The organism is Rhizobium leguminosarum (assembly GCF_002953715.1).
GTDB lineage: Bacteria > Pseudomonadota > Alphaproteobacteria > Rhizobiales > Rhizobiaceae > Rhizobium > Rhizobium leguminosarum_V.
Genome location: NZ_CP025012.1, coordinates 988,632 through 1,013,728 on the forward strand (window position 1 = coordinate 988,632; position 25,097 = coordinate 1,013,728).

The following is a 25,097-nucleotide window of genomic DNA, read 5'->3' on the forward strand; positions in this document are numbered from 1 at the left end:
TCCTCCGAATCCTTTACATCTTGCCGGCAACCTTGATCGCAAACGCATACTCAAAGGCGATCTCTTCCAGCCGTTGGAAGCGGCCCGAGGCGCCGCCATGGCCGGCGTCCATGTTGGTCTTGAGCAGGATCGGCGCGTTCCCCGTCGTCTTGTCGCGCAGCTTCGCCACCCATTTGGCCGGCTCCCAATAGGTGACGCGCGGGTCGGTCAGGCCGCCGAGCGCCAGGACCGGCGGGTAGGCTTTTGCGCCGACATTGTCATAGGGCGAGTAGGATGCGATCTGCTCGTATTCTTGCCTGCTGTCGATCGGGTTGCCCCATTCCGGCCATTCCGGCGGGGTGAGCGGCAAAGTGTCGTCGAGCATGGTGTTGAGCACGTCGACGAAGGGAACGGCGGCGATGAGGCCGGCGAACTTCTCCGGCGCCATGTTGGCAACCGCACCCATCAGCATGCCGCCGGCTGATCCGCCCTCGGCGATGATCTTCGCGTAAGAGGTGAAGTTCTGTTGATTCAGATAATCGGCCGCCGCGACGAAGTCCTTGAAGGTGTTCGTCTTCTTGTCCATCTTGCCGTCTTCGTACCAGGAAAATCCCTTGTCCTTTCCGCCGCGGATATGGGCGATGGCATAGACGAAGCCGCGATCGGCGAGCGACAGGCAATTGGTGTTGAAGCCGGCTGGAATGGTGATGCCGTAGGCGCCATAGCCGTAGAGTAGGCAGGGCGCGCTGCCGTCGAGTGGGGTATCCCTGCGATAGAGCAGGGTGACCGGCACCTTTTCGCCATCCCACGCCGGGGCAAAGACGCGGCGGGTGACGTAGTCGTCGGGATTGTGGCCGGACGGCACCTCCTGCGTCTTCAACAGCGTGCGCTCGCGCGTCACCATGTTGTAATCATAGAGCTGAGACGGTGTCGTCATCGAGGAATAGGAGAAGCGGATGATATCCGTGTCATATTCCGCCGCGCCCTGCAGCCCCAGTGAATAGGCTTCCTCGGCAAAGGCGATCGCATGTTCCTCTCCGGTCGCCCGATCGCGGATCATGATCTGCGGCAGCCCGTCCTTGCGCTCCAGCCACAGGAGATGGCGGGCATAGGCCATGTGGCTGATAATAAGCGTGCCGGGCTTGTGGGCGACCACTTCGCGCCAGTTTTCCTTCACCGGATTGTCGACCGGCGCTTCCATGATCTTGAAATCCTTGGCGCCGCCGTCATTGGTGAGGATGTAGAAGACGTCGCCGCCCTCGGTCAGCGAATATTCGATACCCTCTTCGCGCGCCGCCACCAGCTTCGGCTCGGCTTTGAGGTCCTTGGTCGACAGCAGCCGGTATTCGCTGGTCTCGTGGTCGTGAATGTCGACATAGATGAAATCGTCGAGCAGCGAGCCGCCGACACCCATGAAGAAGCCGGCATCCGCTTCCTCATAGACCAGTCGGTCTTCCGACTGCGGCTGGCCGAGAATATGGTGGAACACCTTCGACGGCCGGTGGTTTTCGTCGAGCGCCGAATAGAAGAAGCTCTTGCCGTCGGGCGCCCAGACGCCGCCGCCGCCGGTATTCTCGATCCGGTCCTCGAGGTCTTGCCCGGTCTGGAGGTCGCGTACCTTCAGCGTGAAGAATTCCGAACCCTTGTCGTCATAGCCCCAGATGCCGCGGCTGTGGTCGCTCGAATGGTCGAGACCGGCGAGACGGAAATAGGCCTTGCCGGCCGCCTCCTTGTCGCCGTCGAGCAGCACCGTGCGGATCGCCTCGTCGGCGACGTTGCCGTCGCGGGCGATGCGGAAATAACGCGGCTGTTCGCCGCCGGTGACATAGAAGGTGCCGTAGGCATAGGCACCGTCCTTCATCGGCACCGAGCTGTCGTCTTCCTTGATGCGTCCGCGCATTTCGGCAAACAGCACCTTCTGCAGCGGCTTGGTGTCCTCCATCGCCGCGTTCATATAGGTGTTTTCGGCTTCGAGATGGCGGCGGATCTCAGGATCGAGGATCGACGGATCCTTGAACATCGCCTGCCAGTTGTCGGCGCGCAGCCAGGCATAGTCGTCCGTGCGGGTAATGCCGTGGCGCGTATCGGAGATGGGCTTCTTCGGTGCGGCAGGCGGTGTCGGCAGGCTCTTGAAAACGGACAAGGAATGGCTCCGGGTCGGAATGTCGGGTTGGCAAGAGATAGAGGTGCGCCGCCGCCGGATCAAGCGGCAAGGGTGCGGCAAGGGCGCAGATGACCTTCCACAGACAAGGAGGACGCTCTGCCGGTCTTGCCTTGATGTCACCACAATATTTAAGAAAGTCCGCTATCTCAGTGAATTTGCACGTGCCAAGCTCCCGGCAAGCTGTCGGCGGTAGGGTAAGAATTGCAGAACAGTAAGGGATTCTCTCCGCAATGCCGAAACGTCTGATCCTGTTTGTATCCCTCGCAAGCCTTGCAGCCCCCGCCTTTGCCGTCGATCCCGCCATCAAGAAGCAGCTGGAAAAACTCGATCCCTCGACCCGCCTGGAACAGAGTTGCGACACCGAGGCGATGAGCCGCATCAACAAGGACAGCACCGGCTTCAAGCCCGACAAGGTGATCGCCTACACCTTCAAGGACCCGATCCCCGGCGACAATTCGCTGGACGCGCCGGGTGCTGTCTTCCGCAGCAAGGGCGACTGGTACCATCTCTCCTACAATTGCATCACCGGTCCGCAGCATATCAACGTGCGCGAGCTCAATTACGAGATCGGCGAGAAGGTGCCGCGCGAGAAGTGGGACAAGTATTATCTCTATGATTGATGCTGCCCTGTCCGTCCAAGCGGCTGCGGTGACATCCGGCCGCATGGCGCCGGGGGAGAGCCGCCGCTAAAATCGGCAGCTCGAATCATAGAAATCCATCGTATGAACCGCATCCTGCTCGCTTTGGCGTTCCTTCTCGTCAGTATCTCCGCTGCATTCGCAGACGAAATCCCGTCAGCGCTGCCCGCTCCGGCAGTTGTTAGTCCGGCCCCGAAGGCGCCGGCACCAAAACTCGTCGAGCCGCATCTGCATATCGCCCGCTCCAATATCGCCGGCCATGCCCGCGTTGCGCTGACCTTCGATGCCTGCATGGGGCAGGCGGACGAGCGCATCCTTTCGACCTTGGTGCGTGAACGCATCCCGGCAACGATCTTCGTCACCGCCCGCTGGCTGAAGCGCAATCCCGCTGCGGTCGCCATGTTCCTGCAGAATCCCGATCTCTTCGAACTCGAAAATCATGGCCAGAACCATATTCCGGCCGTCGACACGCCGACGCTGATCTATGGCATCGCGTCTGCCGGCTCGCCGCAGGCGGTGCGGCAGGAGGTCGAAGGCGGCGCTGCTGCCATGCTCGCGGCCGGCATCCCGGCGCCGCACTGGTTCCGCGGCTCGACCGCCAAATATGACCTTTCCGCCATCGGCGAGATCCGCGCCATGGGCTATCGCATTGCCGGTTATTCCGTAAACGGCGACGGCGGCTCGCTGCTCGGGGCTGTTATCACCGAAAAGCGCATCGCCTCGGCCAAGGATGGCGATGTCGTCATTTCCCACGTCAACCAGCCGACCCATGCGGCCGGCGAGGGGGTGGCGAAGGCGCTGGTCGATCTCAAGGCCAAGGGCACGGAGTTCGTTCGCCTCGAGGATGTCGAGGACACCGGCGACGACAAGACGACGGAGTAGGGTTTCGGATCTCTTCGCTTGCTCACCCCTGGAAAACGAATAATGCTGTTCTTGTTTGTTCGGTTGGGGGACGTAGGGGAGCGCATGTCTGGTGCGATTTGGAATGTCGAAGGCGAAATTCAGAATGAGCTTCATCCCTCCGAAATTGTTGTCTGGACAGGGCGGCCAAGTGCCTGGGGAACTTTCGTTTCTAACTGTCCTGAATTAATTATCGGCGCAATTGGTATGATTTGCGGTTGCTCTGGCTTTCTGCCGGCTGATAACGCGCTTGCCATCTTCGAAAAGGCGGATGGAATAATGGGCGTCATATTCCCCGGAGTCTTTTTGCTCGCCGGTGTCGCTGCCATCGGGGGCGCTGTTTTCGAAATGATTGCTACGAGTCGAACCGCTTACGCCGCCACTGATCGCAGGCTTCTCGTCATTCGAAATCTGATCAGGCGCCGAGCAACGACGATAGCACCGACAGCCATCAACGTTGTGGAGGTTCGGGAAAAATGGGACCGCTCGGGAACCCTCACTTTCCGGCGGGAGAAAGACGGGGATAGCGTCAAAAAATTCGCCTTTATCGGCATCCCAAACGTTCGCGAAGTGGCTAAGCATGTTGAAGAATTGCGAATGAGCGCAAGAAAACAAACCAGCTAGACGACTGAAATATCAGCGCCTTTGGCTTTCGGTCTCGCTTCTATACACTCCCGAATGAAAACGCGCCAAACCCGGCCCATCCCTGTCGACCGCAAAACCCTCGAACCAATCTCGTTGCATGCCGGCGAGCATGGCGCCGATCATCTGCGCGGCGAGATAGGAAAAGGTGATGCCATTGCCGCCGTAGCCATAGGCTGCGAACACATGCGGCGTCTCCGGCACCGGGCCGATCAGCGGCAAACCGTCGGTCGTCTCGCCGAAGGTGCCGCACCAGGCATGGGCGACGCGTGTATCCGCCTTCGGCCACAGCCGCTTCATCTTCTCCTGGATTGCGATGATCTTCGCCGGCAGCTTCCGATCTCGTACCTCGGCATCGTTCGTCTCGTCATCCTCGCCGCCGGCGACGATGCGATTGTCCGGCGTCGTACGCATGTAGAGATAGGGGTGGCTGTCCTCCCAGATCAGCGCCCTGTCGCGCCAGAAATTCGCCGGATCCTGCGCCACGGTGGCGAGCGCCCAGCTCGAACTCGACCGGTGCAGTTTCGGCATGTCGAGGCCCGGCATCGAATAGCCGGTCGCAAGCACGACATGCCGCGCCTCGATGACGTGGCCTCCATCCGTCTCCGCCATGACGTGATCGCCTTCGCTGTGAAGTGCAGCCACGGAAGCGCGCATCAGCCGCGCGCCGCGCCGGACGGCCATCTCCAGCAGCGCCCAGGTCAGAAGCAGCGGATCGCACTCCGCCGAACCCGGCGAATAGATCGCACCATCGCGGTCGAGCTCGAATTGTGTGAAGAGATCGGGATGTTCGAGATAGACGCCGGGCAGACCCGCCCGGCGACGAAGCTGGCGCTCCTCCAGCAGGTCGCGCGCGCCTTCGCGATTGGAGGCGAGATAGAGCGTGTTGCGCGGCCGGAAACCGCAGGCGATCCCGTTTGCGGCGATCAGTTTGGAAAGGCCGGCGACTGCGGCACCACTGCGGCGGTAGATGCCGGCCGCGCGCTCGAAGCCGTAATAATCCTCGAGCTCGGTCAGCGTGCTGTCGATTTCCCATTGCAGCATCGCCGTGCTCGCCGCGGTGCTGCCGAAACCGGGCTCCTCCCGGTCGATGACAACAACGGAAAAACCCCGAGCCGTCAAATGTTCGGCAACCAATGCGCCAGTAATGCCGCCGCCGATCACGGCGACGTCGGTGGAAAAGCTCTGCTCGACCGGCCGCCATGCGGGCCGTATGCCACTTTTCCCCCAGAGAGAACGGCCGCTGACCATCTGGTCGTGATCGGATTCGGTAAGGTCGAGATCAGCTGCCACGAAGGTTTCCCCGGTTGACTATTTCGGCAATTGCGGCTGCGGTTTTTCCTCGATCAGCAATTCGTCGATGATTGTCATGACGATCAGCGAAAGCGGCAGCGCCAGCATCGCGCCGACGGCACCCCACATCCATGTCCAGAACAGGATGGCGAGGAAGACGACGAAGGGATTGATTTCCAGCCGCCGTCCCATCACCGCGGGGAAGATCAGGTTCTCCATCAGGAGATGCACGGTGAAGAAGGCTGCGGCTGGCATCAGTCCGATGAGGAGGCCATCATGGGTCAGGATGCCGGCGACCGCGACGGCAAGCGTCATCAGCGTGATGCCGAGATAGGGGATGAAGCTCGACAGGAAGGCGAAGAAGCCCCAGAGCACCGGGGCCGACAGCCCGCCGGCATAGGCGATGACAGTCATGACCACGCCGAGCCCGACATAGATCAGCGAGGCCGTGGCGAAATAGAAGCCGAGCACCTGCTCGACGGCATTGATGACACGGATTGCCGCCAGGCGCTGCGTGCGGGTGCGGAAGGTCATGATGATCGTCTTGCGCAGGTTGACCCGGCCAGCGAGGAAGAACAGCAGCGCCGCAAAGAAGATCATTCCCTGCACCAGCGCCGGCGTCAGGCTACTCGTCACCACGTGCAGCACGTTGCCGGTGTTTTCGAGCAGCGCACCGATCGACATCGACCCGCTTTCGAATGTCGCCGGCGTGATATGCAGCCATTTGATGCGCTCCAGATAAGGCATGACGCGGTTGATGGTTCGCTCGGCGAAGGCCGGGCCCTCATTGGCAAGCGTCATCAGCGGGTCGGCAAGCGAGTTGATCAGCAGGAAGATCACCAGTGCCACGCCGCTCGACAGCATGAAGGCGTTGGCAAGCCGCGGCACCCCCATCTTGCCGAGCTTTTCTGCTGCCATGCCGAGGATCATGCCGACGACGACGGCAAGCGTGATCGGGATGAGGATCAGCGACATCAGGTAGACAGCGGCAAGAAAGAGAATGCCGAAGATGCCGATGATCGCCCACGCCATGCTGACGTCGAGCCCATCCTTTTCCAGACGGTGCAGCGGCGGCGGCGGCAGTTCTTCCGCAGCTTCCTTCAGCGACTGTGCCCAGGCGCTGGTGTGGCGTTCGCCGATCGCGATCTTCTTTGCTTGTTTGCGGATGCCATTGGCGATGCCCATGCGGTGAGGTCCCCGAAGCCCCATTGCTTCCTCACGGAAACGCGCCGATAGGGTTCCGGTTCCCTGAGGGAACGACCGTCTGTTAAGGCGCGCCCGGCATGTCTTTGCGCCGATGGCATTGCCCGCATGGCGTCAGCGTCTTCAACCGCTATGGCTGACCCGCAGCAGCCTGGAAATTACGCCGAAAGCGTCAGGCCGATGCCCCAGGGATCCCTGAGGAATACGCCGCCGTCGCGCTTCTCGCTTTTGATCTCCAGCCCATCGAGCTTGGAGACCGCCGCATCCAGCGCCGCCTTGTCGTTGAAACGGATCTTGTAGTCCGAAAGCCCGGTCATATTGCTGGCGCGCGCCGTCGCGCCGCGGCTGTTCCAGATATTGGCGCCGAGATGGTGATGATAGCCGCCGCTCGCAAAGAAGCTCGCGCCGGGATAACGCGCCATCAGCTTGAGGCCGAGGACGTCCCGGTAAAAGGCGTCGGCCTGCGGGATGTCGCCGACCTGCAGATGCAAGTGACCGATCGCCGTTCCCACAGCCATGCCGTCCCAGCGCTCATCAGGCGCGCTGTTATAGAGCGCCTGCAGGTCAAGGCGAAGCGTCGCCATCTCCACCATGCCATCCTGGTGGAATTTCCATTGTTCGTGCGGCCTGTCGGCATAGATCTCGATGCCGTTGCCTTCCGGATCGGAAAGATAGATCGCCTCGCTGACGAGATGGTCAGAGGCGCCGTCGAGCGCCACGTTGTTCTGTGCCGCATGGCGCAGCCAGCGTGCGAGCTCCGTCCGGTTCGGCATCAGGAAGGCGGTGTGGAAAAGGCCGGCGGCATTGCGCGGCGCGATGGTCGCATCCTTTGCGGTCGTCAGCGTCAGCAAAGGGAGATCGCCGACACCCAGCACCTCGCCGCTCGCCGTCTTTTCGATGACCTTCAGGCCGAGCATCGATTGATAGAAACCGGAAACGAGGCCGAGGTCAGTGACGACGAGATGCGACTGGTCGATATAGGCGGGCCGCGTCAGCGCATAGGAAGTTTCGGTCGTCATGGATTGTTCTCCTGCCTCTGAATTGGCCTGTAAGAGAGAAGGCGTACCGGCGGTGGCGGCAAACATGCCGCCTGTGGCAAGCCCAAGAAAGTTTCGCCGGTTCATTCGCCTCTGATCTCCCTGGGCTGCCGTACTTGATCCCTATATGGCGCATTCCGATTGTTCACAGAAGATCCGTTTTTGAGGATGAAGCGTTGAGCAGGTGTTGACGATGACTTGTGTCCACTTGATCGCGATCAATGCGTCCATATCTTCTTTAGAGGAAACTTATACATCGCAGTCATGGAGGGAAGCCATGTACAGAAAGATCATCGTAGCGATCGCGCTCGGCGGCATCGACAAGGGAGAAAGGATCCTCCGCAAGGCGGCGTCCCTGCTCGATGCAGGCGGCGAGATCATCGCGCTCAACGTCGTCGAGGACGTGCCGAGCTATGTCGCGATCGAACTGCCGGCCAATATGGTCGAGGACGCCATGAAGGATGGCCGCGAGAAGCTGGAAACGCTGATCGCCGCAGCCGGCGTCACGGCAACCGTCGAGATCGCCAACGGCCCGCCGGCCAAAGCCATCATCTCGACCGCCGAAAGCCACGGCGCTGACCTGATTATCGTCGCCTCGCACGTTCCCGACTTTTCCAACTACTTCATCGGCGCCACCGCCGACCGGGTCGTGCGCCATGCCAAATGCTCGGTGCTGGTCGACCGGCAGAAGATTTGATTTTTGCGCAATTGCGGCCTGTCACGAAGATTTACCGCCCGTGCGCTTTGCCGCAGTTGCGCGCCCGCCGGTTCGATGCGACGATTGCAATCGGGGTATGAAACGGATTGCGCGCATGGCCGAGTTCAACGGCATTCGCTGGGCTTACGACAGATATGAATTGATCGCCGATGGTATCGTCCACGGTGTCGGTCTCGTGCTGGCTCTGATCGGGGCCACCGTGCTGATCTTCTACGCCACGGTCTGGAGTTCCTACGGCGCGCTCGCCGCCGCCTGGATCTATAGCGTCGGGCTGGTGCTGACGCTTGCCATTTCCTTTTCCTACAACGCCTGGCCGGTCTCGCGCACGAAATGGTATCTGCGCCGCTTCGATCATTCGGCGATCTTCCTGCTGATCGCCGCCACCTACACGCCCTTCCTCGAACGCGGCGCCGACGACCCGCTGCTCCTGTTCATGCTGGTCGCGATCTGGTTGTTCGCCGCCGTCGGCATTATCCTGAAATGCGTCTTCCCCGGGCGTTACGACCGGCTTGCCATCCTGCTTTATCTCGCCATGGGCTGGAGCGGCGTGCTGGTGGCCGGGCCTGTCGCCGCGCGCATTCCCTCGGCCTCGATGCTGCTGATCGTCATCGGCGGCGTCATCTATTCTCTCGGCGTCATCTTCCATGTCTGGGAGAAGCTGCGCTTTCAGAACGCCATCTGGCATGGTTTCGTCGTCACCGCCGCGGCCGTGCATTATTCGGCCGTCTTCACCTGTTTCAGCCTGTCGGCGCCGGGCCTGTGAACGACTGATGTGCCCGAAGTCGTCCGTCTTCGGCATCCGCCGTTTACATCTTTCGAGGCGGGGCGTATGCCCGCCTTCGCAAACAATATGAACCCGAGCACCATGACAGACGCAGTCCTCCTCCGCGACGCCACCGAAGCCGATCTTTCCGCCATCCGCGATATCTACAATCATGCCGTCGAGCACACGACAGCGATCTGGAATGACACGCTGGTCGATCTCGAAAATCGGTTGGAATGGTTCAGGGCGCGCAAGGCGCGCGGCTTTCCCGTCATCGTCGCCGAAATGTCGGGCAAGGTCGCAGGCTACGCTTCCTATGGCGACTGGCGGGCCTTCGACGGCTACCGGCACACGGTCGAGCATTCCGTCTATGTCGACAAGGATTGCCGCGGTGCCGGCATCGGCGAGCGGCTGATGCGGGAATTGGTCGCGCGTGCTGCCGCCGGCAACATCCATGTGATGATCGCCGGTATCGAGGCGGAGAACACGGCCTCGGTCAGGCTGCACGAAAAGCTCGGTTTCCGCATCGCCGGCAGATTTTCCGAGGTCGGCACCAAATTCGGCCGCTGGCTGGACCTGACCTGCATGGAACTTCGCCTGCCCGGCAAGGCGGGTTGATCCGCCTGCCCGGCAAGGCGGGTTGATCCGCCTGCCCGGCAAGGTGGATTGATCCACCTGCCCGGCAAAGCCCCAGAGTGATCAGGCAAAGCCCCAAACTCATTGGGCAAAGCCCCAAACTCATCAGCAAAGCCATTGTGAACGGCGAGGGCCATCTTTTTATTGTAGTCTGAGCTGTGTAAGAATGTGGAAGCAGGCTGCTTCGCGGAAGGCGGCCTGAAAGCGTCATGTAAGCGTCATGGGGGTGAATAGTTCAATGGCAATGCAAAGATCGTCGCTGGGTCTCCTTGCCCTCGTCCTTCTGGCATTTGCGCCGGTTGTCCCACAGGCGGCCGATTGCGGCAGCCTGGCCTCGCCGAAGCTCGACTGGCAGGAATGCACCAAGAAGAACCTGATGTTGCAAGGCAGTGATCTCGAAGGCGCCAATCTCGTCGGAACCGATTTCTCGCTGACCGATCTCGCTGGCGCCAACTTCAAATCCGCCAATCTGGAGAAGGCGACGCTGGTGCGCGCCTCGCTCGAGGGCGCCCACGCTGAAGGCGCCAACTTCGCCAAGATCGAGGCCTATCGCTCCAGCTTCGCCAATATCGCCGCCGATGGCGCTTCCTTTGCCGGCGCCGAGCTGCAGCGCGCCAATTTCGCCGGCGCCCGGCTTGCCGGCGCAAGCTTCGAAAAGGCCGAGCTCGGCCGCGCCGATTTCGACAAGGCGGTACTGACGGGGGCGAAATTCTCTTTCGCCAATCTCTCCCGTGCCGATCTCTCCGGCGCGACCTTCGAAACCACGCCGATGTTTGATCGCGCCTTCATGTTCCTGACCCGCATCGAAGGCCTTGACCTCTCGGCCGCAGCCGGGCTCGAACAGGCCCAGATCGATCTTGCCTGCGGCGATGCCTCGACCAAGCTGCCGACAGGCCTCTCCGCCCCGACGACCTGGCCCTGCCCAGCCGATCACGAGTAACCAGGCGGGTTTGAACCGCTCTATGTGCGGTCCGTGATGTAGAGGTAGAACTCCATCATGCCGCCATCGGGGCTTCCTGTTTTGGCGAATGTCTCCCGCCGCCGATGCACCCGCTCCGCAACGCGCTGCGAGGGAATATTGTCGGGCCTGACGATGGAGACGATGCGCGCAAGTCCAAGGGTTTGAAGCGCGTGGTCGCGGCAGGCGGCGGCCGCCTCGATCGCATAGCCCTTGCCCCAATGGTCGCGCCACAGATGATAGCCGATCTCGGGTTCCAGCCCCGCGGAGGTTTCCTGCAGCGTGATGCCGCAATCGCCCAGCAATGTGCCGCTCTGCCGGTCCGTCACCGCCCAGAGGCCAAAACCCTGACTGGTATAACTGTCGAAGGCGAGCCTCTGAAACCAGCGCGCGGTTTCGTCGAAACTCTTTATCCCTGGGTAATAACGCATGGACTCGGCATCGCCGAAAATACGGTGAAGAAACGGCAGGTCGGCAGGCGTGATCTCCCGCAGCGTCAGCCGCTCGGTCTTCAGGATATCTCGCGCCATCGGCCTTCTCCTGGGATCGCCGATCCGTCGATAGCGTCAACGACGGAGAAAGTCAGCGGCCCATCACATCGGTATGGGCCGCTTGCCGATTGCGGGGCTGCGCGCCTACTTCCCGGGCTCGAACACCATGGAGTGGCCGTTGATGCAGTAGCGCAGGCCGGTCGGCGGCGGGCCGTCGGGAAAGACGTGGCCGAGATGGGCTTCGCAGCTGCCGCAGCGGATTTCGGTGCGCACCATGCCAAAGGCCGTGTCGCGATGCTCCGTCACGGCTTCGGGCGACACTGCTTCGAAATAGCTCGGCCAGCCGCAGCCTGCATCGAATTTCGTGTCGGAGCGGAAAAGCGGCGCATTACAGCCGACGCAGCGGTAAAGCCCTGTCTCGAAGGAGTCCCAGTAGGGGCCGGTAAAGGCGCGTTCGGTGCCGTGCTGGCGCGTGATGCGGTATTGCTCGGGGGTGAGCTGCTCTTTCCATTCGTCATCGGTCTTGTGGATCTTGGCGGTGGTCGCAGTTTCGGACATGAGGTGCTCCTTTCGCCGAGGGGCGGTTCCGTTTGCGCAAAATGTGGTGCGCCGCGTTCACTTCATCAAGTCTCCAGCGCCGCGCCATGAGATTGGCGGCATACCGCAATTGGAGGAAGACGCTTGCTTTTACATCCGTTAGGGGTTTTCTGTTAGGGTTAATGTTACGTGCATTGGAGAATCACTGGTGTTTGAGGCAGCAATCGTCCTGCTCTACGGCCTGGTGGCCGTGGCCGCCATGGCGGTCACGCTGTTGGAAGGCTGGGCCAACCATGACGGCTTTACGCTCCATCGTCTCGCCGGGCTCTTCGCCTGCCTGCTCTGGCCGCTGACGCTTGTGGTCTTCATCCTGCACGGTTGCATCGCCCGGCTGCTGTCGCGTATTTCCCGATCGATGGCCTGATCGACGTCGAACATCGCCATGCAGTGCGGCCTGCGACCGAAATCACTTGAGACGCTCCCCCGTTTCGCCTAAGCCAGAAGACAGGCCGGTTTTCTCCGGTTTTTTCCGTCTGTTGCTCTTGCAACAGACTGTTGCCTTTACAGCGCCGCGCGCCGTGTCGGACGTGCAAAGGACTGTAACATTTTGAATTATGCAGTAGAGGAGGGGACATGGCCGATGTCACGGCTCTGACATTTCTGGCCCTGTGTCTGCCGCTCGTCGGCGCTCTTGCCGCCCCCTTCGTCATCCGCATCTTCGGCGCAAACGGTGCCTGGCTCCTGGCGATCGCTCCCTTGCTCGCCTTCCTGCATTTTCTGCGTTTCATTCCCAATATCGCGCGCGGCGAGGTCGTCACCGGCGGCTATTCCTGGGTGCCGAGCTTTCATCTCTCCTTTTCCTGGTTCCTCGACGGCCTGTCGCTGGCTTTCGCGCTGCTGATCACCGGCATCGGCACCCTGATCGTGCTGTATGCCGGCGGCTACCTCAAAGGACACAAGGATCAGGGCCGCTTCTTCTCCTTCATCTTCCTCTTCATGGGCGCGATGCTCGGCGTCGTCGTTTCCGACAGTTTCCTGATGCTCTTCATTTTCTGGGAGCTGACGTCGATCACTTCCTTCCTGCTGATCGGCTTCGATCACGAGCGTGCGGCGGCTCGCCGCGCCGCCCTGCAGGCGCTTGTTGTGACCGGCGGGGGAGGGCTTTGCCTGTTGGCCGGTCTGCTGCTGCTCTGGAATATCTCAGGCGTCACTGAGATGTCGCGGCTCATGGGAACGGGCGATGTCGTGCGCGAAAGCCCGTTCTATCTCGCAGCCCTCCTTCTGGTCCTGGGCGGCGCTTTCACCAAGTCGGCGCAATTTCCCTTCCATTTCTGGCTGCCGAACGCCATGGAGGCGCCGACGCCGGTTTCCGCCTACCTGCATTCGGCGACGATGGTGAAGGCGGGTGTCTATCTGCTGATGCGGCTCAATCCCGTCATGGGGGCAACGCCTGCCTGGGAAATCCTACTGCCCTTCTTCGGCGGGCTGACGCTGGTGGTCGGCACCGCGCTGGCCATCCGCCAGACCGACCTGAAGCTCAAGCTTGCCTATACCACCGTCTCCTCGCTCGGCCTGCTTGTCATGCTGATCGGCTTCGGTTCTGACCATGCGGTGGAGGCGGCGGCGCTCTATCTGGTGGCGCATTCCCTCTTCAAGGGCGCTCTCTTCATGGTCGCCGGCATCATCGATCACGAGACCGGCACGCGCGATATTACCAAGCTGCGTGGCCTGATGCAGGCGATGCCGCTCACCTGGATGATCGCACTTGCGGCGGCCTTCTCGATGGCCGGCCTGCCGCCCTTCTTCGGTTTCCTCGCCAAGGAGGAGATCTATACGGCACTCATCGGCGGCGATGTCCGCGCACTCACCTTTACCGCCATAACCGTCTTCGGCAATGCGCTGATGTTCGCCGTCGCCTTCGCCGTGGCGCTGAAACCCTTCCTCGGCCAGCCGGCGGAGACGCCGAAACCTCCGCACGAAGCCCCCCTGCTGCTTTGGCTCGGCCCGGCCGTTCTCGCCGTCCTCGGCCTGCTCGCGGCGATCTTTTCGACCTTCACCCATATCGTCCTGTCCTCGCCGATCGCCTCCGCCATCCGCCAGACACCCGTCGAAATCGATATTTCGCTGACGCCGCATATCGGCCTGCCCTTGGCGCTCTCCGCCCTGACCGTGCTGCTCGGCATCGGCGTCTACTGGCAGCTCGCGCGCGCCCGTTTCCTGATGGCCGTCTTCCTGCGCGCGGCCGGACCTGGGCCGGACCATGGCTTTGATGTCGCACTATCGGGCCTTGTCCGCTTTTCCGGCCGCCTCATGCGTGTGCTCCAGCCGGGGCGACTGGAGATCTATGTCACCTGCACCTTCCTTTGCGTCGCCGCCATCCTCATCGTCCCGCTCGTTGTCTATGGCGAACTGCCGCGCCTTCCGGCCTGGCCGGCCGGTGTCAGGCTCCATGAATGGGCGGTCTTCCTGATCGCCGCCTTCGGCCTTGCCGCCGTGCTCGTCGCCCGCGACCGGCTGACGGCGATCGTCTCGCTCGGCATCCAGGGCTTCGCCGTCGCCATCATCTTCCTGCTGTTCGGCGCGCCGGATCTGTCCTTCACCCAGTTCATGGTCGAAACCCTTTCGGTGGTGATCCTTGCCCTGGTCATGACCAGGCTCCGTCTCTCGCCCGCCGATCGGCGGCCACTCGGCCGCAAGCTCTTCGACGGTGCGCTGGCGCTCGCCTGCGGCCTCGGCTTCACGCTTTTGCTGATGCGGGCGACCGAGGCGCCGTTCAACGACGCGCTGACGGTCTTCTTCAACGCCTATTCCAAATCGATCGCCCACGGCGCCAATGTCGTCAACGTCATCATCGTCGATTTCCGCGGCACCGACACGCTCGGCGAAATCGCCGTCGTCGCGGTCACCGGCCTTGCCATCCTAGCGCTGATCCGCATCCGCGCCGGCAGCGAGCGCAAGCTTGCCGCCAATGATCCCGCGGCGGAGGGCTGATCGCGTGAACACCCTTATCTTCCGCACGGTCGCCCCGTTCCTCACCGCGCTGATGCTGCTTTTTTCCGTCTTCGTGCTGCTGCGCGGCCATAACGAGCCGGGCGGCGGCTTCATCGGCGGGCTGATCGCTGCCTCGGGACTGGCGATCTACGGCATTGCCCGCGGCGTTGGCGCCGTTCGCCGGGCGCTGTTTTTCCATCCGCTGTCGATTGCCGGCTTCGGCTTGCTCCTGTCGACGGCGGCCGGTCTTCTCTCTATCCTGTTTGCCGTTCCCTTCATGACCGGCCTCTGGATCTATCCGAAGCTTTTCGGCGCTGAGGTGCCGCTGTCCAGCGTCATGCTCTTCGATGTCGGCGTCTATCTTGTCGTGCTCGGCGCCATCACCTCGATCGCACTGGCGCTCGAAGAAAAGGAGGTGGAATGATGGAGCCGCTTCTCGCGATCCTCGTCGGCCTGTTCTTTGCTGCCGCCATCTATCTGATGCTGTCGAAATTCTCGATCCGCATCATGCTTGGCATCGCCATCCTCGGCAACGCCGTCAACCTCCTGCTCTTTACATCAGGCCGGCTGACGCGCGAGGTGCCGCCGATCATCCCGGCGGGTCTCGACAGCTTGCCCGCGGGCACGGCCAACCCGCTGCCGCAGGCCCTCATCCTGACGGCGATCGTCATCTCCTTCTCCTTCCTTGCCTTCCTGCTGGTGCTGACCTACCGCGCCTATCAGGACCTCGGCACCGACAACACCAGCGACATGCGCGCCGCCGAGCCCGACGACCGGCCGCTGCCGCCTTTGGGGTATTGAGCCGGATGGTTGCGCGGATGTTGACCCCACGGCGAGTGCTTTCTTCCGTTAGAGGAGGCGCCATCTGATGGCCGCCCCCACCTCCACCGTCGATCTCTCCGCCGCCCTGATCAGCGCCCCGGTGCCGATCGGACATTGGCTCGCCATCCTGCCGGTCGCCCATTGCATCACACTCGGCGCCGTCCTCTTGATGCTGCGCGGCTATCCCCGCCTGCAGGCCTGGCTTGCCATCCCTGGCCTTGCGGCGCTGGCGTTGATCGATGCGGCGCTGCTGGCCAAGGTCGCGGCCGAGGGGCCACTGACCATGGTCATGGGCCGCTGGCTGCCGCCCTTCGGCATCGCCTTCACCGTCGATCTCTTCGGTGCGCTGATGGCCTTCACCGCAGCTCTTGCCGCGCTCGCCGGCGGCATCTATGCGCTGGCTGATATTGGCGAAAGCGGCCGGCGATACGGTTTCTTCCCGCTGCTCATGCTGCTGATGGCCGGTGTCACCGGCGCCTTTCTCACCGGCGATATCTTCAATCTCTATGTCTGGTTCGAGGTGCTGCTGATCTCCTCCTTCGGGTTGATCATCCTTGGTTCCGAACGTGAGCAGATCGACGGCGCGCTGAAATATGCGGTGCTCAATCTGATCGCCACGACCCTGTTCCTGGTCGGCGTCGGCATCCTCTATGCCGCCTTCGGCACGCTCAACATGGCCGATATCGCGGCACGGGCGAGGGATTTGCGCGGTACGGCGCCGCTGATGACGCTGGCAAGCCTCTTCCTGCTCGCCTTCGGCATGAAGGCGGCGGCCTTCCCGGTCAATTTCTGGCTGCCCGCCGCCTACCATACGCCGCGTATCACCGTCTCGGCGCTGTTTGCCGGCCTGCTGACCAAGGTTGGCATCTACGCGCTGATCCGGGTGATGGTCATGCTGCTGCCGGTGGAACGCCAGGAGTTGAGCCTGGTGATCGCGCTTGCCGCCGCCGCGACCATTCTCGTCGGCGCTCTCGGCGCGCTTGCCGAAAACGATATTCGCAGGCTGCTCGGCTATGTCGTCATATCGGGTATCGGCAACATGCTCGCCGGCGTTGCCCTCGGCGGCCTTGGCGGCATCAGCGGCGCGGTCTTCTATGCGCTCCATTCCATGGTGCTGATGACGGCGCTTTATCTTGCCGCCGGCGAGATCGCCCGGCGCGGCGGCGGCTTTTCACTGTCGGCCCTCGGCGGGCTCTACCGGCAAAGCGGCGGCTTCACCGCACTCTCCCTCGTGCTCTTCCTTGCCGCCTGTGGCCTACCGCCCTTTTCCGGCTTCTGGCCTAAGGTCATTCTCGTCAAGGCCTCGCTCGATCTCGGCGCCTGGTGGCTGGCGGCCTCGATCCTCGTCGGCGGTTTTCTGACGACGATCGCCTTCGGCCGTCTCTTCCTGTTTGCCTATTGGCGCCCGGCGCCGATGGCCCTGACGCCGATAGTCCTGATGTCGTCTGGGGCCCGGTGGCGCACGGGCCTGCCGCTCGCTGCGCTGACAGCGCTGGTCGTCGGCTTCGGCATCTTGCCGGAACAGCTGCTGGCGCTGTCGCAATCGGCCGCTGCCGGCCTTGCCGATCCCCAGGCCTATCTTCATTCGGTCTTCCCGGAAGGAGGCGCGCCGTGATCTTCTTCCTCTTCAACCTGCTGCTTGCCATTGCCTGGCTCACTGTTACTGGCAGCGCCTCGCTGCACAATCTCGTCCTTGGCGTCCTGCTCGGGGCCTTGGCGCTGGTCATCATCCGTGAATCTTTCCGCGGCAAGGGGTATCATATCCCTCGCGTCCGCCCGGTGCTCTCGCTCGTCGCTCTGTTCCTCAAGGAATTGTCGCTGTCGGCCTGGAAGGTCACGGTCACCGTCCTCTCGCCCGATATGAAGCTGAAACCCGGCATCTTCGCCTTCCCTTTGACGGTGACGAGCGATTTCGAGATCACTTTGCTGGCAAACCTCATCACGCTGACACCCGGCACGCTTTCGGTCGACGTCTCCACAGATCGCCGCACGCTCTATGTCCACGCGCTCGATTGTTCCGATCCCGAGGCGAGCAAGCGCGATATCGCCAACGGTTTCGAACGCAAGATCATGGAGGCCTTCCGGTGATCACACCTGCCACCATCGTCGCGGTCGCATCCTCGGCCGCACTGATCATCCTCGGCCTCGCGCTGATTCTCACCGTCTGGCGCGTCGTTGCCGGCCCGACATTGCCGGACCGAATCCTCGCCCTCGACATGCTGACCGGCATCGCCATCGGTTTCATCGCCGTTATCGCGGTCAAGACCGGCTTTTCGCTCTATATCGATATCGCCATCTCGCTCGGCCTGGTCGGTTTCCTGGCGACTGTCGCCTTCGCCCGATTCGTGCTGTCGCGCGGCAACATCAAATCGAGGCCGTCCGCACCTGCGGCAAACGGCAACACGCAAAAGCGGGCAGGGGGCAAGAAGCGTTGATCGATTATATCGCGGCTGCCATCACCGCCCTGCTGCTCCTCATCGGTGCGCTTTTTGCGCTTGCAGCGGCGATCGGCCTGGTCAGGCTGCCCGATCTCTACACCCGCATGCACTCGGCCTCGAAGGCGGGGACTGTCGGCTCCGGCCTGTTGCTCCTCGCCGCCGGGCTCTATTCGCAAGATCCGGCGATTCTCGCCCGCGCCATCGCCGGCTTTATCTTTTTCTTGCTGACGGCGCCGGTGTCTGCCCATCTGCTTGCCAGAGCTGCCCATCGTTCGGGATATGATCTCGATGCGCTCTCGGTTCGTGACGATATCAGGGATCGCTGAGCCTATGCTGTTCGGCAACTTTACCAGATTTATGCAAAACTTATGCACAGGAAGCTGTGAGTAAAGCTTGCCGAAGAGCCCCTCAATTCTTCATCTGTCATTTTTTCTCAAGAAAAACGACAAATAATAATTGGCGTTTCGACCAAACGATGGTATTTGAAAATGCAAGTAGAGTTCTGATTGTGAATTACAATCGTACTGCTTCCAAGTCCCTCAGTTTTGATTTTTAATGTCTAAACTGAGGCCATCGCCTGGAGCATGACGTAGTGGTTTCCGGTCAGGCAGTATAAGAACAGGTTACGCTCTTCGGAATCTAGGGGTGGATTTCGCGTTTTTCGAAACAGAAGGTCGATTCCTGCGCTTTTGCTGTTCGCTTCTACGAGGTGGGTCTTTGGCGTGTCAGTCAAAGGCCGTTTGAGCATGCTAACAGGAGAAAAAATATGACGGATATAGCGACCGGCAATGCGCCGGAGCTGCTTGTGGAACTGACAGCCGACATTGTCGCGGCCTATGTCAGCAACCATGTTGTACCGGTCAGCGACCTGGCCAATCTGATTTCCGACGTGCATTCGGCACTGAGCAACACGTCCGTACCGCAGCCTGCTGCGGCGATCGTCGAAAAGCAGAAGCCTGCAGTTTCTGTCCGCAAGTCCGTACAGGACGAGCAGATCACGTGTTTGGAATGCGGCGGCAACTTCAAGTCACTCAAGCGTCACCTGATGACGCATCACAGCCTCTCGCCGGAAGAATACCGCGAGAAGTGGGACCTGCCGACCGATTACCCGATGGTAGCGCCCGCTTATGCCGAAGCGCGTTCGCGCCTGGCAAAGGAGATGGGCCTCGGGCAGCGCCGCAAGCGCGGCCGCGGCTGAGCTTTTTCGAAAGCATCGACGACAAAAAGCCGGGTCTTGTGCCCGGCTTTTTTACGTGCCTTTTCAAGGCGAGGAAAATAATCTTGATGGAGCCATTCCCGGAACGTGCGAAGCGGTTTTCCTAGAGCGGTTCTGCTTTTAACGGAAGCGCAGAACCGCTCTAGCCTTTTGTTTTTACGCAATTCCGGACGGAAAACCGCTTCGCACTTTTGCCGGGAATCGGCTAAAATGAAAGGTTGGAGCGGCCCTGCGCTTCAATCAAAAGCTGAACCGCGCTGGTATTCAGGCCTTCGCAGATGATTCGGACAGGCGCCAAGATAGTGTGAGCGACCCTGTCTTATGCTTTGCCGACAGGCTTAGAATGTATTCCTATACTATCAGCAAGTGTTAATGTATTCGATGTGCCAAAGGCAGGCGCTGCCGGAATCGATCGGCTGGGGCTCTGAAAGCCGATCAGCCATCATTGCGGTCAAGCCGCGGCGCGAACTCTTGCCTCTTCGCGGATCCTGTTCACCATCGAGCGCAGTCCGTTCGAGCGCTGCGACGAGAGGTTCTCCACCAGGCCGATCTTCGAGAATATCTCGAAGGCATCGAGCCCGGCGATCTCGGATGCGGCCTTGCCGGAATAGGTGGCAAGCACGATGGCGACGAGGCCGCGCACGATATGGGCGTCGGAATCACCCTCGAAGCTCATGACCGGGTTGTCGGGATCGCCTGTCGTATGCGTCACCAGCCAGACCTGGCTGGCGCAGCCCATCACCTTGTTCTCGGAGGTACGCTTCTCCTCGGCCAAGTCGGGCAGTGCCTTGCCGAGTTCGATGACATAGCGGTAACGGTCTTCCCAATCGTCCAGGAAAGCGAAGTCGTCGATGATCTGGTCGAGGGATGCCATGGAGAAGCCTTTCACTATTGAAGCAGTTCCAGCAAAAGTGCGCAGCGGTTTTGCGTCCGGAATGCGTCAGGAAATGCTCTAAGACTGCATATAGGTGAAAGACCGGCAGATTTGAACCGCTAAAGCAATTCCAGGAAAAGTGTGAAGCGGTTTTCCCAGGCAAAGCGCGCAGCGGTTTTGCCGGGAATTGCGTAAACTAACATAGAAAAACGCCGTGAGGGATGGGCATCCTCACGGCGCAGCAACATGCTGAATTAAACAGGGCAGGCACGTCAGGCATGGGGCATCTCCGCGTCATGCGGACCACCGATGCAAGCTATAAAACCGAAAGCTATTGCGGACGAATGCCCGCGAAAAATTTCGTTAGATCGCCGGCTTTGGCGTCGGCAGCGGAATAGCACCTGTTACCACCGTCTCGGCTGCGGCATCATCGTCGACCGGCGGACGGTAAGGCATCGGCTGGTTGAGCGCAGCCTTTGCCTCGCGCACCTTTTCCTGGATGGCAGGCGGGGTGAGGGAAGGCATGTTGAGCGCAACCGGCATCTGCGGTTCGGCAAGCCTTGCAGTCGCCGGCGCCTCGTCCTTGAACTGGCTGTCGAGAAGTTCGTAAGCAACACGGGCACCTTCACGGGCCCGGTAGCCGAGCGCGGTGAGGGTCTCGGTGCCCTTGGCGCAGACTTCGGGCTTCTCCGAGCACATGCCGGTCAAATAGTCATAAGCGCCGCTTGCCGCCGTGAACGCATCGGAAAGCTGCAATTGCGGGCCGTTGGCGAGCTTGTCGGAACTCTCCGTGCTGAAGACGGAAAGAAGCACGAGCACGAGGCCAAACCAGAAGGATCCTTTGATCAGAAACCACATTGTCGTCGCCCATCCTGTTTTCCCCGTCCGGTTCTTGTCGCCGAATCAGGCCGGTTGTCCGGTGTGTTTTCACCCTACCGCCAAGTTGCGAATGCCGCTTTTCGAAACTCACGCGCATTTGCGGCAAATTTAGTTCAAATTTTAGCGAACGGCATTTGAGCCGCATTTTAGTCGAATGCGAGCGATCGCCGTTAAGCATCAGGGCAGCACCTGCTTGCAATTGCAGGACTTTTGCCGGCTCGCCTTGCCACAGGAGTTAACGCAATGCTGAAATATGAGGAATATCCGTCGCTTACCCCCTATTAACCACAAAAGGCAAAGAGCCTTCCAGATGCTTCAAAACGGGAATTTCGGCCGTTTCAGCCTGTGAACAGCGCTTTTGCCTTATCCTTTCTTTAAGTCGCCAAGGCCTATTGTCCGGATCAATCGACAGCCTTTCGGGCGGGTATTGCGTGCGTGTATTGAGTAACATTGGCGGCTGGATGACGGCCCTCGTAGACCGGGCAGCGACAAGCTGGCTCTCCCGGACGGGCGGCGGTGAAGCCGTGCGCCAACGCGAGCTCGCAATCCTGCGCCGCCTCGTACTCTTCTCGTCGGCCGCTCTTATTGCCGCGCCTATCGGCCTTTCGGCGGTCACCAGTCCGGCCGTCGCCTTGCCGGCGGGTGTCGCCATGGTTTGCGCCGCCTTTCTCTTTTCCGCCGTCGGCAGCATCGCGCTCGCCCGTCAGGGCTCCTCCGCCGGTATCGCCACGCAGTCGGCCGAGGATTTCTTCCTTGCCGCCACCCCGGGCCTCGTCTTCTTCCTCGACCCGCACGGTAGTGTGGCGACCGTCGGCGGTCGCGACCGGCGCGATTTCCTCGCCTGGATGCGCGATCCCAAGGGCAGGGGCTTCCTCGAGCAGGTGCATGTCTCCGACCGCATCCTTTTCCTGCAGGCGCTTGATGACCTGCGCCGGGGCGAGGATGCTCAGAGCGTCGATCTGCGTATCGACCGGCCCTCGGTCTCGCGCGATCAACGCCAGTTCGCCTATCTCAGAATGGACATGACGGCCCGGCGCGATGCCGACGGCGAACTTGCCGCCATCATTGCCCAGCTGCGCGACGTCTCCGTCGAGCAGCAGCTGCGTGACGAAGCCCAGAACCGCGCGGCGGATGCCGAATCGGCAAACGACGCCAAGTCGCGCTTCCTCGCCGCCGTCAGCCATGAGCTGCGCACGCCGCTGAACGCCATTCTCGGTTTTTCCGATATCCTGATCGGCGAATATTTCGGCAAGTTTGAAAACGACCGTCAGCGCGAATATGTCGGCCTGGTCCGCGAATCCGGCGCGCATTTGCTGTCCGTCGTCAACACCATGCTCGATATGAGCAAGATCGAAGCCGGTCGCTACGAGCTGATCCTCGAAGCCTTCGACATATCAAGCTCCGTCAAATCCTGCGAATCGATGCTGGCCTTGCAGGCCAAGACCAAGGGTCTCACCCTGACGAGCCGTATCCAGCGCGGCCTCGGCGAGGTTGTCGCCGATCAGCGGGCCATCCAGCAGATCCTCATCAACCTCGTCGGCAATGCCATAAAGTTCACCGAGGCCGGCGGCGTAGTCTCGATCGATGCGGCAGCGCGCGACGGCATCCTCAAGCTGACGGTCAGCGATACCGGCATCGGCATCCCGGCCGACAAGCTGGCGCTGCTCGGCCAGCCCTTCGTGCAGATCCAGAACGATTATACCCGCCGCTTCGAAGGCTCCGGCCTCGGTCTCTCCCTGGTCAAGGGGCTGGTGGCGCTGCATGGCGGGTATTTCGCCATCGCCAGCCAGCCGGGCGAAGGCACGATCATCACCATCGAGATCGCGATGGACGGCTCGGGTGCCCAGCACGCCGAAGACGCCGGTCATGGCGCGACTGTCGAGTTTCCGCCGCGGCTGAAGGGCGCGGTCAACACAGGCGCAGAAGTGGAAGAGGGGCGTTTCGATGGCCGCGCGCAAGCGAAAATCGCCTAAGGGAAAAAGGGGACGGCAGCAGCCGGGCCTTCTGATGTCAGGCGCTGCCGCCCTCGGCGGGCTCGGCCTGCAAGGCGCCTCCGTGCTCGGCGGGCTCGGCCTGCAGGGCGCCTCGGTGCTCGGCGGCGTCATCGGCCGCAATCCGTCGGTCGCCGGCGGCACGATCACCTTCGCCGTCATCTTCTCCTTCGTCGCCGCCAATGCGCTCTGGTATCAGCCGGGCCTGCATCCGCATCCGATCTTCCGCACCCGCGATTCGCAGTCTCCGATCGTGCTCGGCGCCCGCCGTCCAGCCGAGGAGCAGCAGGGCGACGTCACCACCTTCCGGATTGAGCGGCCGCAGGATACCGCCACCACCAACGCGACACCGGCGCCTGCCGCACCCGGCCAGCAGCCGAGCCAGCTCGTCATGGACATCCAGCAGCAGCTGGTGCGCCGCGGCCTCTATAACGGCATACCCGACGGCATCATTGGCCCCCGCACCAGTGCGGCCATCCTCTTCTTCGAAGAGACCGTCGGCATGACCCAGACCGGCGATCCGACGCCGGAGGTATTGGCGGCGCTGAAGACCGATGCCGCCGGCCCTTCGACCGTGCCCGCCGAAAAGCCGCCCGAAGATGTAAGCTCGAAGGCAGCGGCGGAAGACCCGGTGGCAGCGGCGATCCGCAGCGCTGAAAAGACGGTCAAAACGGCTCCATCAGCGGCAAAGCAGGTTCCATCAAGCGAAATCACCAATGTCGACCTGGTATTGAAGATCCAGAAGGGTCTTTCCAACATGGCCTATGCCAATGTCGGCGTCGACGGCGTCGCCGGCGAGCAGACCCGCGCGGCCATCCGCCATTTTCAGAAGCACTACAACCTGCCCGAAGACGGCGAGCCGAACCAGGCGGTGCTGAAGAAACTCAAGGAAATCGGCGCGATCTAGGTTCGGCGCCTCGCAAAACGGCGCCAGGTCAGTCATGGCAAGGCTTTCCTGCACCGCATCCCGGATGCATCGAGACTGCCGCACGTGGCAAGCGTCCCTCGGGCCAATCGCAGCGTCTCACCTGAAGCAATGTCAGACCCGAAGGGGCCTTTAGGTATTTTTCTGCCGAGCTAAGCTTGTTGAGCGTCGCGGTCGAACGGTCATTTCTATTCGCCTCGAAGCTCCAACCGGACGACTGAAGATGAGTAGGGCCGCTATCCCGATTGCGGACCCGACAGCTGACGCCGGCCGCCCAAGCGCGCTGAGAGTCGATATACACGGAACTATTGTAACAACGGCCCGTTGTGCCCCTCAGAATGTGCAAGCTGTGCCAATCTGGCACGATGGCGTGAAGAATAGAGGGATTTTCCCGTTTTCTTCCTATGGCCAACGAAAAGGCAGACGAGCTTCCTACCCATCTGGTTTGCTTGCAACTCACCGACTTCCCGACCATATCAAAAACGCGAGAGGAAATGGCGATGAAACGTCGACCGGCTTCGTCAAGCCGAGTGCAACGTAAGCGCAGGGAGGAATTTGACGACGGGCCGCGGCTTGGCCTGGGCAACAGACAAAACAAGGCTATCAGATTTCTCGACCAATATTATCCAGAACCGCAGCCGACTTCCGTGATCCCGGGGGTATCGGATATAACCATGGAGGAGCTGATAGCGCGAGGCGTTGTCGCCGAGGTTCAAGCTCCCGATGGGAAAGAACGTGTTTTCATTCTCGCTGTGCGCGGGGAAGATGAAGTTCGCCGACTCAAACTTCAGGAGACATCGCTTCGAAACGGCATCGGCAAACGATGACCAGTCGCCGCATCACAAGCGTAACCAGTGTGGACAAAATCCTCCTTCCGAAACAACGTCTAGGTGCGACTCTGTACCATTTCGTACAAAAGTTGTTGTGCAATGCAGCTTTTAAGCGCAATCTTATATACGACGTCAGCCACGTAAGGGCGCTGACGTTTGGAAGATCGTCGTG

General features: G+C 61.2%; 27 protein-coding genes. 19 read left to right on the forward strand and 8 right to left on the reverse strand.

Features of this window, described 5'->3' with window-relative positions; all coding sequences use genetic code 11:
• Window positions 1-13: 13 nt before the first annotated feature.
• Window positions 14-2,122, reverse strand: coding sequence for a S9 family peptidase (locus CUJ84_RS05090; protein ID WP_105005446.1), 2,109 nt, complete (start codon window positions 2,120-2,122; stop codon window positions 14-16).
• Window positions 2,123-2,373: 251 nt separating this feature from the next.
• Here CUJ84_RS05090 and CUJ84_RS05095 point away from each other — a divergent pair, with 251 nt between their 5' ends.
• The 3 genes from CUJ84_RS05095 (at window position 2,374) to CUJ84_RS05105 (ending at window position 4,305) form a co-directional block, all read left to right on the forward strand.
• Complete coding sequence (locus tag CUJ84_RS05095; protein ID WP_018070902.1) at window positions 2,374-2,763, forward strand: DUF930 domain-containing protein; 390 nt, start codon at window positions 2,374-2,376, stop codon at window positions 2,761-2,763.
• A gap of 102 nt (window positions 2,764-2,865) precedes the next feature.
• Window positions 2,866-3,663, forward strand: coding sequence for a polysaccharide deacetylase family protein (locus CUJ84_RS05100; RefSeq protein ID WP_105005447.1), 798 nt, complete (start codon window positions 2,866-2,868; stop codon window positions 3,661-3,663).
• A gap of 84 nt (window positions 3,664-3,747) precedes the next feature.
• Window positions 3,748-4,305 (forward strand): PH domain-containing protein, encoded by a 558-nt coding sequence (locus tag CUJ84_RS05105; RefSeq protein ID WP_105008093.1) that lies wholly within the window; start codon window positions 3,748-3,750, stop codon window positions 4,303-4,305.
• A gap of 12 nt (window positions 4,306-4,317) precedes the next feature.
• On the opposite strand, the gene CUJ84_RS05110 is transcribed toward CUJ84_RS05105, so the two are convergent.
• The 3 genes from CUJ84_RS05110 to CUJ84_RS05120 all read right to left on the reverse strand — a co-directional run bounded on the left by CUJ84_RS05110 (window position 4,318) and on the right by CUJ84_RS05120 (window position 7,838).
• On the reverse strand, window positions 4,318-5,616 hold the full coding sequence (locus CUJ84_RS05110) for an NAD(P)/FAD-dependent oxidoreductase (RefSeq protein WP_105005448.1): 1,299 nt from the start codon (window positions 5,614-5,616) through the stop codon (window positions 4,318-4,320).
• Between the two features lie 18 nt (window positions 5,617-5,634).
• Window positions 5,635-6,801 (reverse strand): AI-2E family transporter, encoded by a 1,167-nt coding sequence (locus tag CUJ84_RS05115; protein WP_027685435.1) that lies wholly within the window; start codon window positions 6,799-6,801, stop codon window positions 5,635-5,637.
• A 176-nt stretch (window positions 6,802-6,977) separates the two neighbouring features.
• A complete protein-coding gene (locus tag CUJ84_RS05120; protein WP_105005449.1) occupies window positions 6,978-7,838 on the reverse strand; it encodes a VOC family protein in 861 nt (286 codons plus the stop codon).
• Window positions 7,839-8,133: 295 nt separating this feature from the next.
• Here CUJ84_RS05120 and CUJ84_RS05125 point away from each other — a divergent pair, with 295 nt between their 5' ends.
• The 4 genes from CUJ84_RS05125 (at window position 8,134) to CUJ84_RS05140 (ending at window position 10,913) form a co-directional block, all read left to right on the forward strand.
• Window positions 8,134-8,553: a universal stress protein gene (locus CUJ84_RS05125; RefSeq protein WP_105005450.1), complete on the forward strand. Its 420-nt coding sequence runs from the start codon at window positions 8,134-8,136 to the stop codon at window positions 8,551-8,553.
• A 115-nt stretch (window positions 8,554-8,668) separates the two neighbouring features.
• A complete protein-coding gene (gene trhA / locus CUJ84_RS05130; RefSeq protein WP_105005451.1) occupies window positions 8,669-9,337 on the forward strand; it encodes a PAQR family membrane homeostasis protein TrhA in 669 nt (222 codons plus the stop codon).
• 66 nt (window positions 9,338-9,403) lie between these two features.
• Window positions 9,404-9,955, forward strand: a complete 552-nt coding sequence (locus CUJ84_RS05135) for a GNAT family N-acetyltransferase (protein ID WP_105005452.1) — start codon at window positions 9,404-9,406, stop codon at window positions 9,953-9,955.
• 256 nt (window positions 9,956-10,211) lie between these two features.
• The gene (locus CUJ84_RS05140; protein WP_105005453.1) at window positions 10,212-10,913 is read left to right on the forward strand and encodes a pentapeptide repeat-containing protein; all 702 of its coding nucleotides are present in this window, start codon (window positions 10,212-10,214) and stop codon (window positions 10,911-10,913) included.
• Window positions 10,914-10,933: 20 nt separating this feature from the next.
• Here CUJ84_RS05140 and CUJ84_RS05145 read toward each other — a convergent pair whose 3' ends face one another.
• The gene (locus CUJ84_RS05145) at window positions 10,934-11,461 is read right to left on the reverse strand and encodes a GNAT family N-acetyltransferase (RefSeq protein ID WP_105005454.1); all 528 of its coding nucleotides are present in this window, start codon (window positions 11,459-11,461) and stop codon (window positions 10,934-10,936) included.
• Window positions 11,462-11,566: 105 nt separating this feature from the next.
• Window positions 11,567-11,980, reverse strand: a complete 414-nt coding sequence (msrB, locus tag CUJ84_RS05150; RefSeq protein ID WP_018241252.1) for a peptide-methionine (R)-S-oxide reductase MsrB — start codon at window positions 11,978-11,980, stop codon at window positions 11,567-11,569.
• Between the two features lie 187 nt (window positions 11,981-12,167).
• On the opposite strand from msrB, the gene CUJ84_RS05155 reads away from it, so the two are divergent.
• The 9 genes from CUJ84_RS05155 (at window position 12,168) to CUJ84_RS05195 (ending at window position 19,408) form a co-directional block, all read left to right on the forward strand.
• Complete coding sequence (locus CUJ84_RS05155) at window positions 12,168-12,383, forward strand: hypothetical protein (protein ID WP_027685427.1); 216 nt, start codon at window positions 12,168-12,170, stop codon at window positions 12,381-12,383.
• Between the two features lie 209 nt (window positions 12,384-12,592).
• Entirely contained in the window at window positions 12,593-14,950 is a 2,358-nt protein-coding gene (locus CUJ84_RS05160) for a putative monovalent cation/H+ antiporter subunit A (protein WP_105005455.1), read from the forward strand.
• A 4-nt stretch (window positions 14,951-14,954) separates the two neighbouring features.
• Window positions 14,955-15,374, forward strand: coding sequence for a Na(+)/H(+) antiporter subunit B (locus CUJ84_RS05165; RefSeq protein ID WP_105005456.1), 420 nt, complete (start codon window positions 14,955-14,957; stop codon window positions 15,372-15,374).
• Window positions 15,374-15,751: a Na+/H+ antiporter subunit C gene (locus CUJ84_RS05170; RefSeq protein ID WP_042954591.1), complete on the forward strand. Its 378-nt coding sequence runs from the start codon at window positions 15,374-15,376 to the stop codon at window positions 15,749-15,751. Before CUJ84_RS05165 ends, CUJ84_RS05170 begins: the two co-directional genes overlap by 1 nt.
• Window positions 15,752-15,818: 67 nt before the next feature.
• Window positions 15,819-17,387 carry a Na+/H+ antiporter subunit D gene (locus CUJ84_RS05175; protein ID WP_105005457.1) on the forward strand — a complete coding sequence of 523 codons (1,569 nt, stop codon included), beginning with the start codon at window positions 15,819-15,821 and terminating at the stop codon, window positions 17,385-17,387.
• A complete protein-coding gene (locus CUJ84_RS05180) occupies window positions 17,384-17,860 on the forward strand; it encodes a Na+/H+ antiporter subunit E (RefSeq protein ID WP_105005458.1) in 477 nt (158 codons plus the stop codon). Before CUJ84_RS05175 ends, CUJ84_RS05180 begins: the two co-directional genes overlap by 4 nt.
• Window positions 17,857-18,207 carry a cation:proton antiporter gene (locus tag CUJ84_RS05185; protein WP_105005459.1) on the forward strand — a complete coding sequence of 117 codons (351 nt, stop codon included), beginning with the start codon at window positions 17,857-17,859 and terminating at the stop codon, window positions 18,205-18,207. The genes CUJ84_RS05180 and CUJ84_RS05185 overlap by 4 nt, the downstream gene beginning before the upstream one ends.
• A complete protein-coding gene (gene mnhG, locus CUJ84_RS05190) occupies window positions 18,204-18,536 on the forward strand; it encodes a monovalent cation/H(+) antiporter subunit G (protein WP_105005460.1) in 333 nt (110 codons plus the stop codon). The genes CUJ84_RS05185 and mnhG overlap by 4 nt, the downstream gene beginning before the upstream one ends.
• A 440-nt stretch (window positions 18,537-18,976) precedes the next feature.
• Window positions 18,977-19,408 carry a MucR family transcriptional regulator gene (locus CUJ84_RS05195; RefSeq protein ID WP_003557810.1) on the forward strand — a complete coding sequence of 144 codons (432 nt, stop codon included), beginning with the start codon at window positions 18,977-18,979 and terminating at the stop codon, window positions 19,406-19,408.
• Between the two features lie 469 nt (window positions 19,409-19,877).
• Here the strand turns inward: CUJ84_RS05195 and CUJ84_RS05200 are convergent, their stop codons facing one another.
• Together CUJ84_RS05200 and CUJ84_RS05205 are read right to left on the reverse strand one after the other, a co-directional pair.
• Window positions 19,878-20,300, reverse strand: a complete 423-nt coding sequence (locus CUJ84_RS05200; RefSeq protein WP_105005461.1) for a SufE family protein — start codon at window positions 20,298-20,300, stop codon at window positions 19,878-19,880.
• Between the two features lie 363 nt (window positions 20,301-20,663).
• Entirely contained in the window at window positions 20,664-21,158 is a 495-nt protein-coding gene (locus tag CUJ84_RS05205) for a DUF5330 domain-containing protein (protein ID WP_105005462.1), read from the reverse strand.
• 413 nt (window positions 21,159-21,571) lie between these two features.
• Between CUJ84_RS05205 and CUJ84_RS05210 the strand changes: the two genes are divergently transcribed.
• From CUJ84_RS05210 to CUJ84_RS05220, 3 genes are all read left to right on the forward strand, one after another.
• The gene (locus CUJ84_RS05210; RefSeq protein WP_245457532.1) at window positions 21,572-23,152 is read left to right on the forward strand and encodes a sensor histidine kinase; all 1,581 of its coding nucleotides are present in this window, start codon (window positions 21,572-21,574) and stop codon (window positions 23,150-23,152) included.
• A complete protein-coding gene (locus tag CUJ84_RS05215) occupies window positions 23,124-24,077 on the forward strand; it encodes a peptidoglycan-binding domain-containing protein (protein WP_105005464.1) in 954 nt (317 codons plus the stop codon). The genes CUJ84_RS05210 and CUJ84_RS05215 overlap by 29 nt, the downstream gene beginning before the upstream one ends.
• Before the next feature lie 422 nt (window positions 24,078-24,499).
• Window positions 24,500-24,922, forward strand: coding sequence for a hypothetical protein (locus CUJ84_RS05220; protein ID WP_105005465.1), 423 nt, complete (start codon window positions 24,500-24,502; stop codon window positions 24,920-24,922).
• Window positions 24,923-25,097 lie beyond the last annotated feature (175 nt).

Bases quoted from the DNA above. Each gene is read 5' to 3' on its own strand.
- CUJ84_RS05095 (WP_018070902.1), top strand. From the start codon at position 2,374: ATGCCGAAACGTCTGATCCTGTTTGTATCCCTCGCAAGCCTTGCAGCC.
- CUJ84_RS05100 (WP_105005447.1), top strand. From the start codon at position 2,866: ATGAACCGCATCCTGCTCGCTTTGGCGTTCCTTCTCGTCAGTATCTCC.
- CUJ84_RS05105 (WP_105008093.1), top strand. From the start codon at position 3,748: ATGTCTGGTGCGATTTGGAATGTCGAAGGCGAAATTCAGAATGAGCTT.
- CUJ84_RS05115 (WP_027685435.1), bottom strand. From the start codon at position 6,801: ATGGGCATCGCCAATGGCATCCGCAAACAAGCAAAGAAGATCGCGATC.
- CUJ84_RS05120 (WP_105005449.1), bottom strand. From the start codon at position 7,838: ATGACGACCGAAACTTCCTATGCGCTGACGCGGCCCGCCTATATCGAC.
- CUJ84_RS05125 (WP_105005450.1), top strand. From the start codon at position 8,134: ATGTACAGAAAGATCATCGTAGCGATCGCGCTCGGCGGCATCGACAAG.
- trhA (WP_105005451.1), top strand. From the start codon at position 8,669: ATGGCCGAGTTCAACGGCATTCGCTGGGCTTACGACAGATATGAATTG.
- CUJ84_RS05135 (WP_105005452.1), top strand. From the start codon at position 9,404: ATGCCCGCCTTCGCAAACAATATGAACCCGAGCACCATGACAGACGCA.
- CUJ84_RS05140 (WP_105005453.1), top strand. From the start codon at position 10,212: ATGGCAATGCAAAGATCGTCGCTGGGTCTCCTTGCCCTCGTCCTTCTG.
- CUJ84_RS05145 (WP_105005454.1), bottom strand. From the start codon at position 11,461: ATGGCGCGAGATATCCTGAAGACCGAGCGGCTGACGCTGCGGGAGATC.
- msrB (WP_018241252.1), bottom strand. From the start codon at position 11,980: ATGTCCGAAACTGCGACCACCGCCAAGATCCACAAGACCGATGACGAA.
- CUJ84_RS05160 (WP_105005455.1), top strand. From the start codon at position 12,593: ATGGCCGATGTCACGGCTCTGACATTTCTGGCCCTGTGTCTGCCGCTC.
- CUJ84_RS05170 (WP_042954591.1), top strand. From the start codon at position 15,374: ATGGAGCCGCTTCTCGCGATCCTCGTCGGCCTGTTCTTTGCTGCCGCC.
- CUJ84_RS05175 (WP_105005457.1), top strand. From the start codon at position 15,819: ATGGCCGCCCCCACCTCCACCGTCGATCTCTCCGCCGCCCTGATCAGC.
- CUJ84_RS05195 (WP_003557810.1), top strand. From the start codon at position 18,977: ATGACGGATATAGCGACCGGCAATGCGCCGGAGCTGCTTGTGGAACTG.
- CUJ84_RS05200 (WP_105005461.1), bottom strand. From the start codon at position 20,300: ATGGCATCCCTCGACCAGATCATCGACGACTTCGCTTTCCTGGACGAT.
- CUJ84_RS05205 (WP_105005462.1), bottom strand. From the start codon at position 21,158: ATGTGGTTTCTGATCAAAGGATCCTTCTGGTTTGGCCTCGTGCTCGTG.
- CUJ84_RS05215 (WP_105005464.1), top strand. From the start codon at position 23,124: ATGGCCGCGCGCAAGCGAAAATCGCCTAAGGGAAAAAGGGGACGGCAG.
- CUJ84_RS05220 (WP_105005465.1), top strand. From the start codon at position 24,500: ATGGCCAACGAAAAGGCAGACGAGCTTCCTACCCATCTGGTTTGCTTG.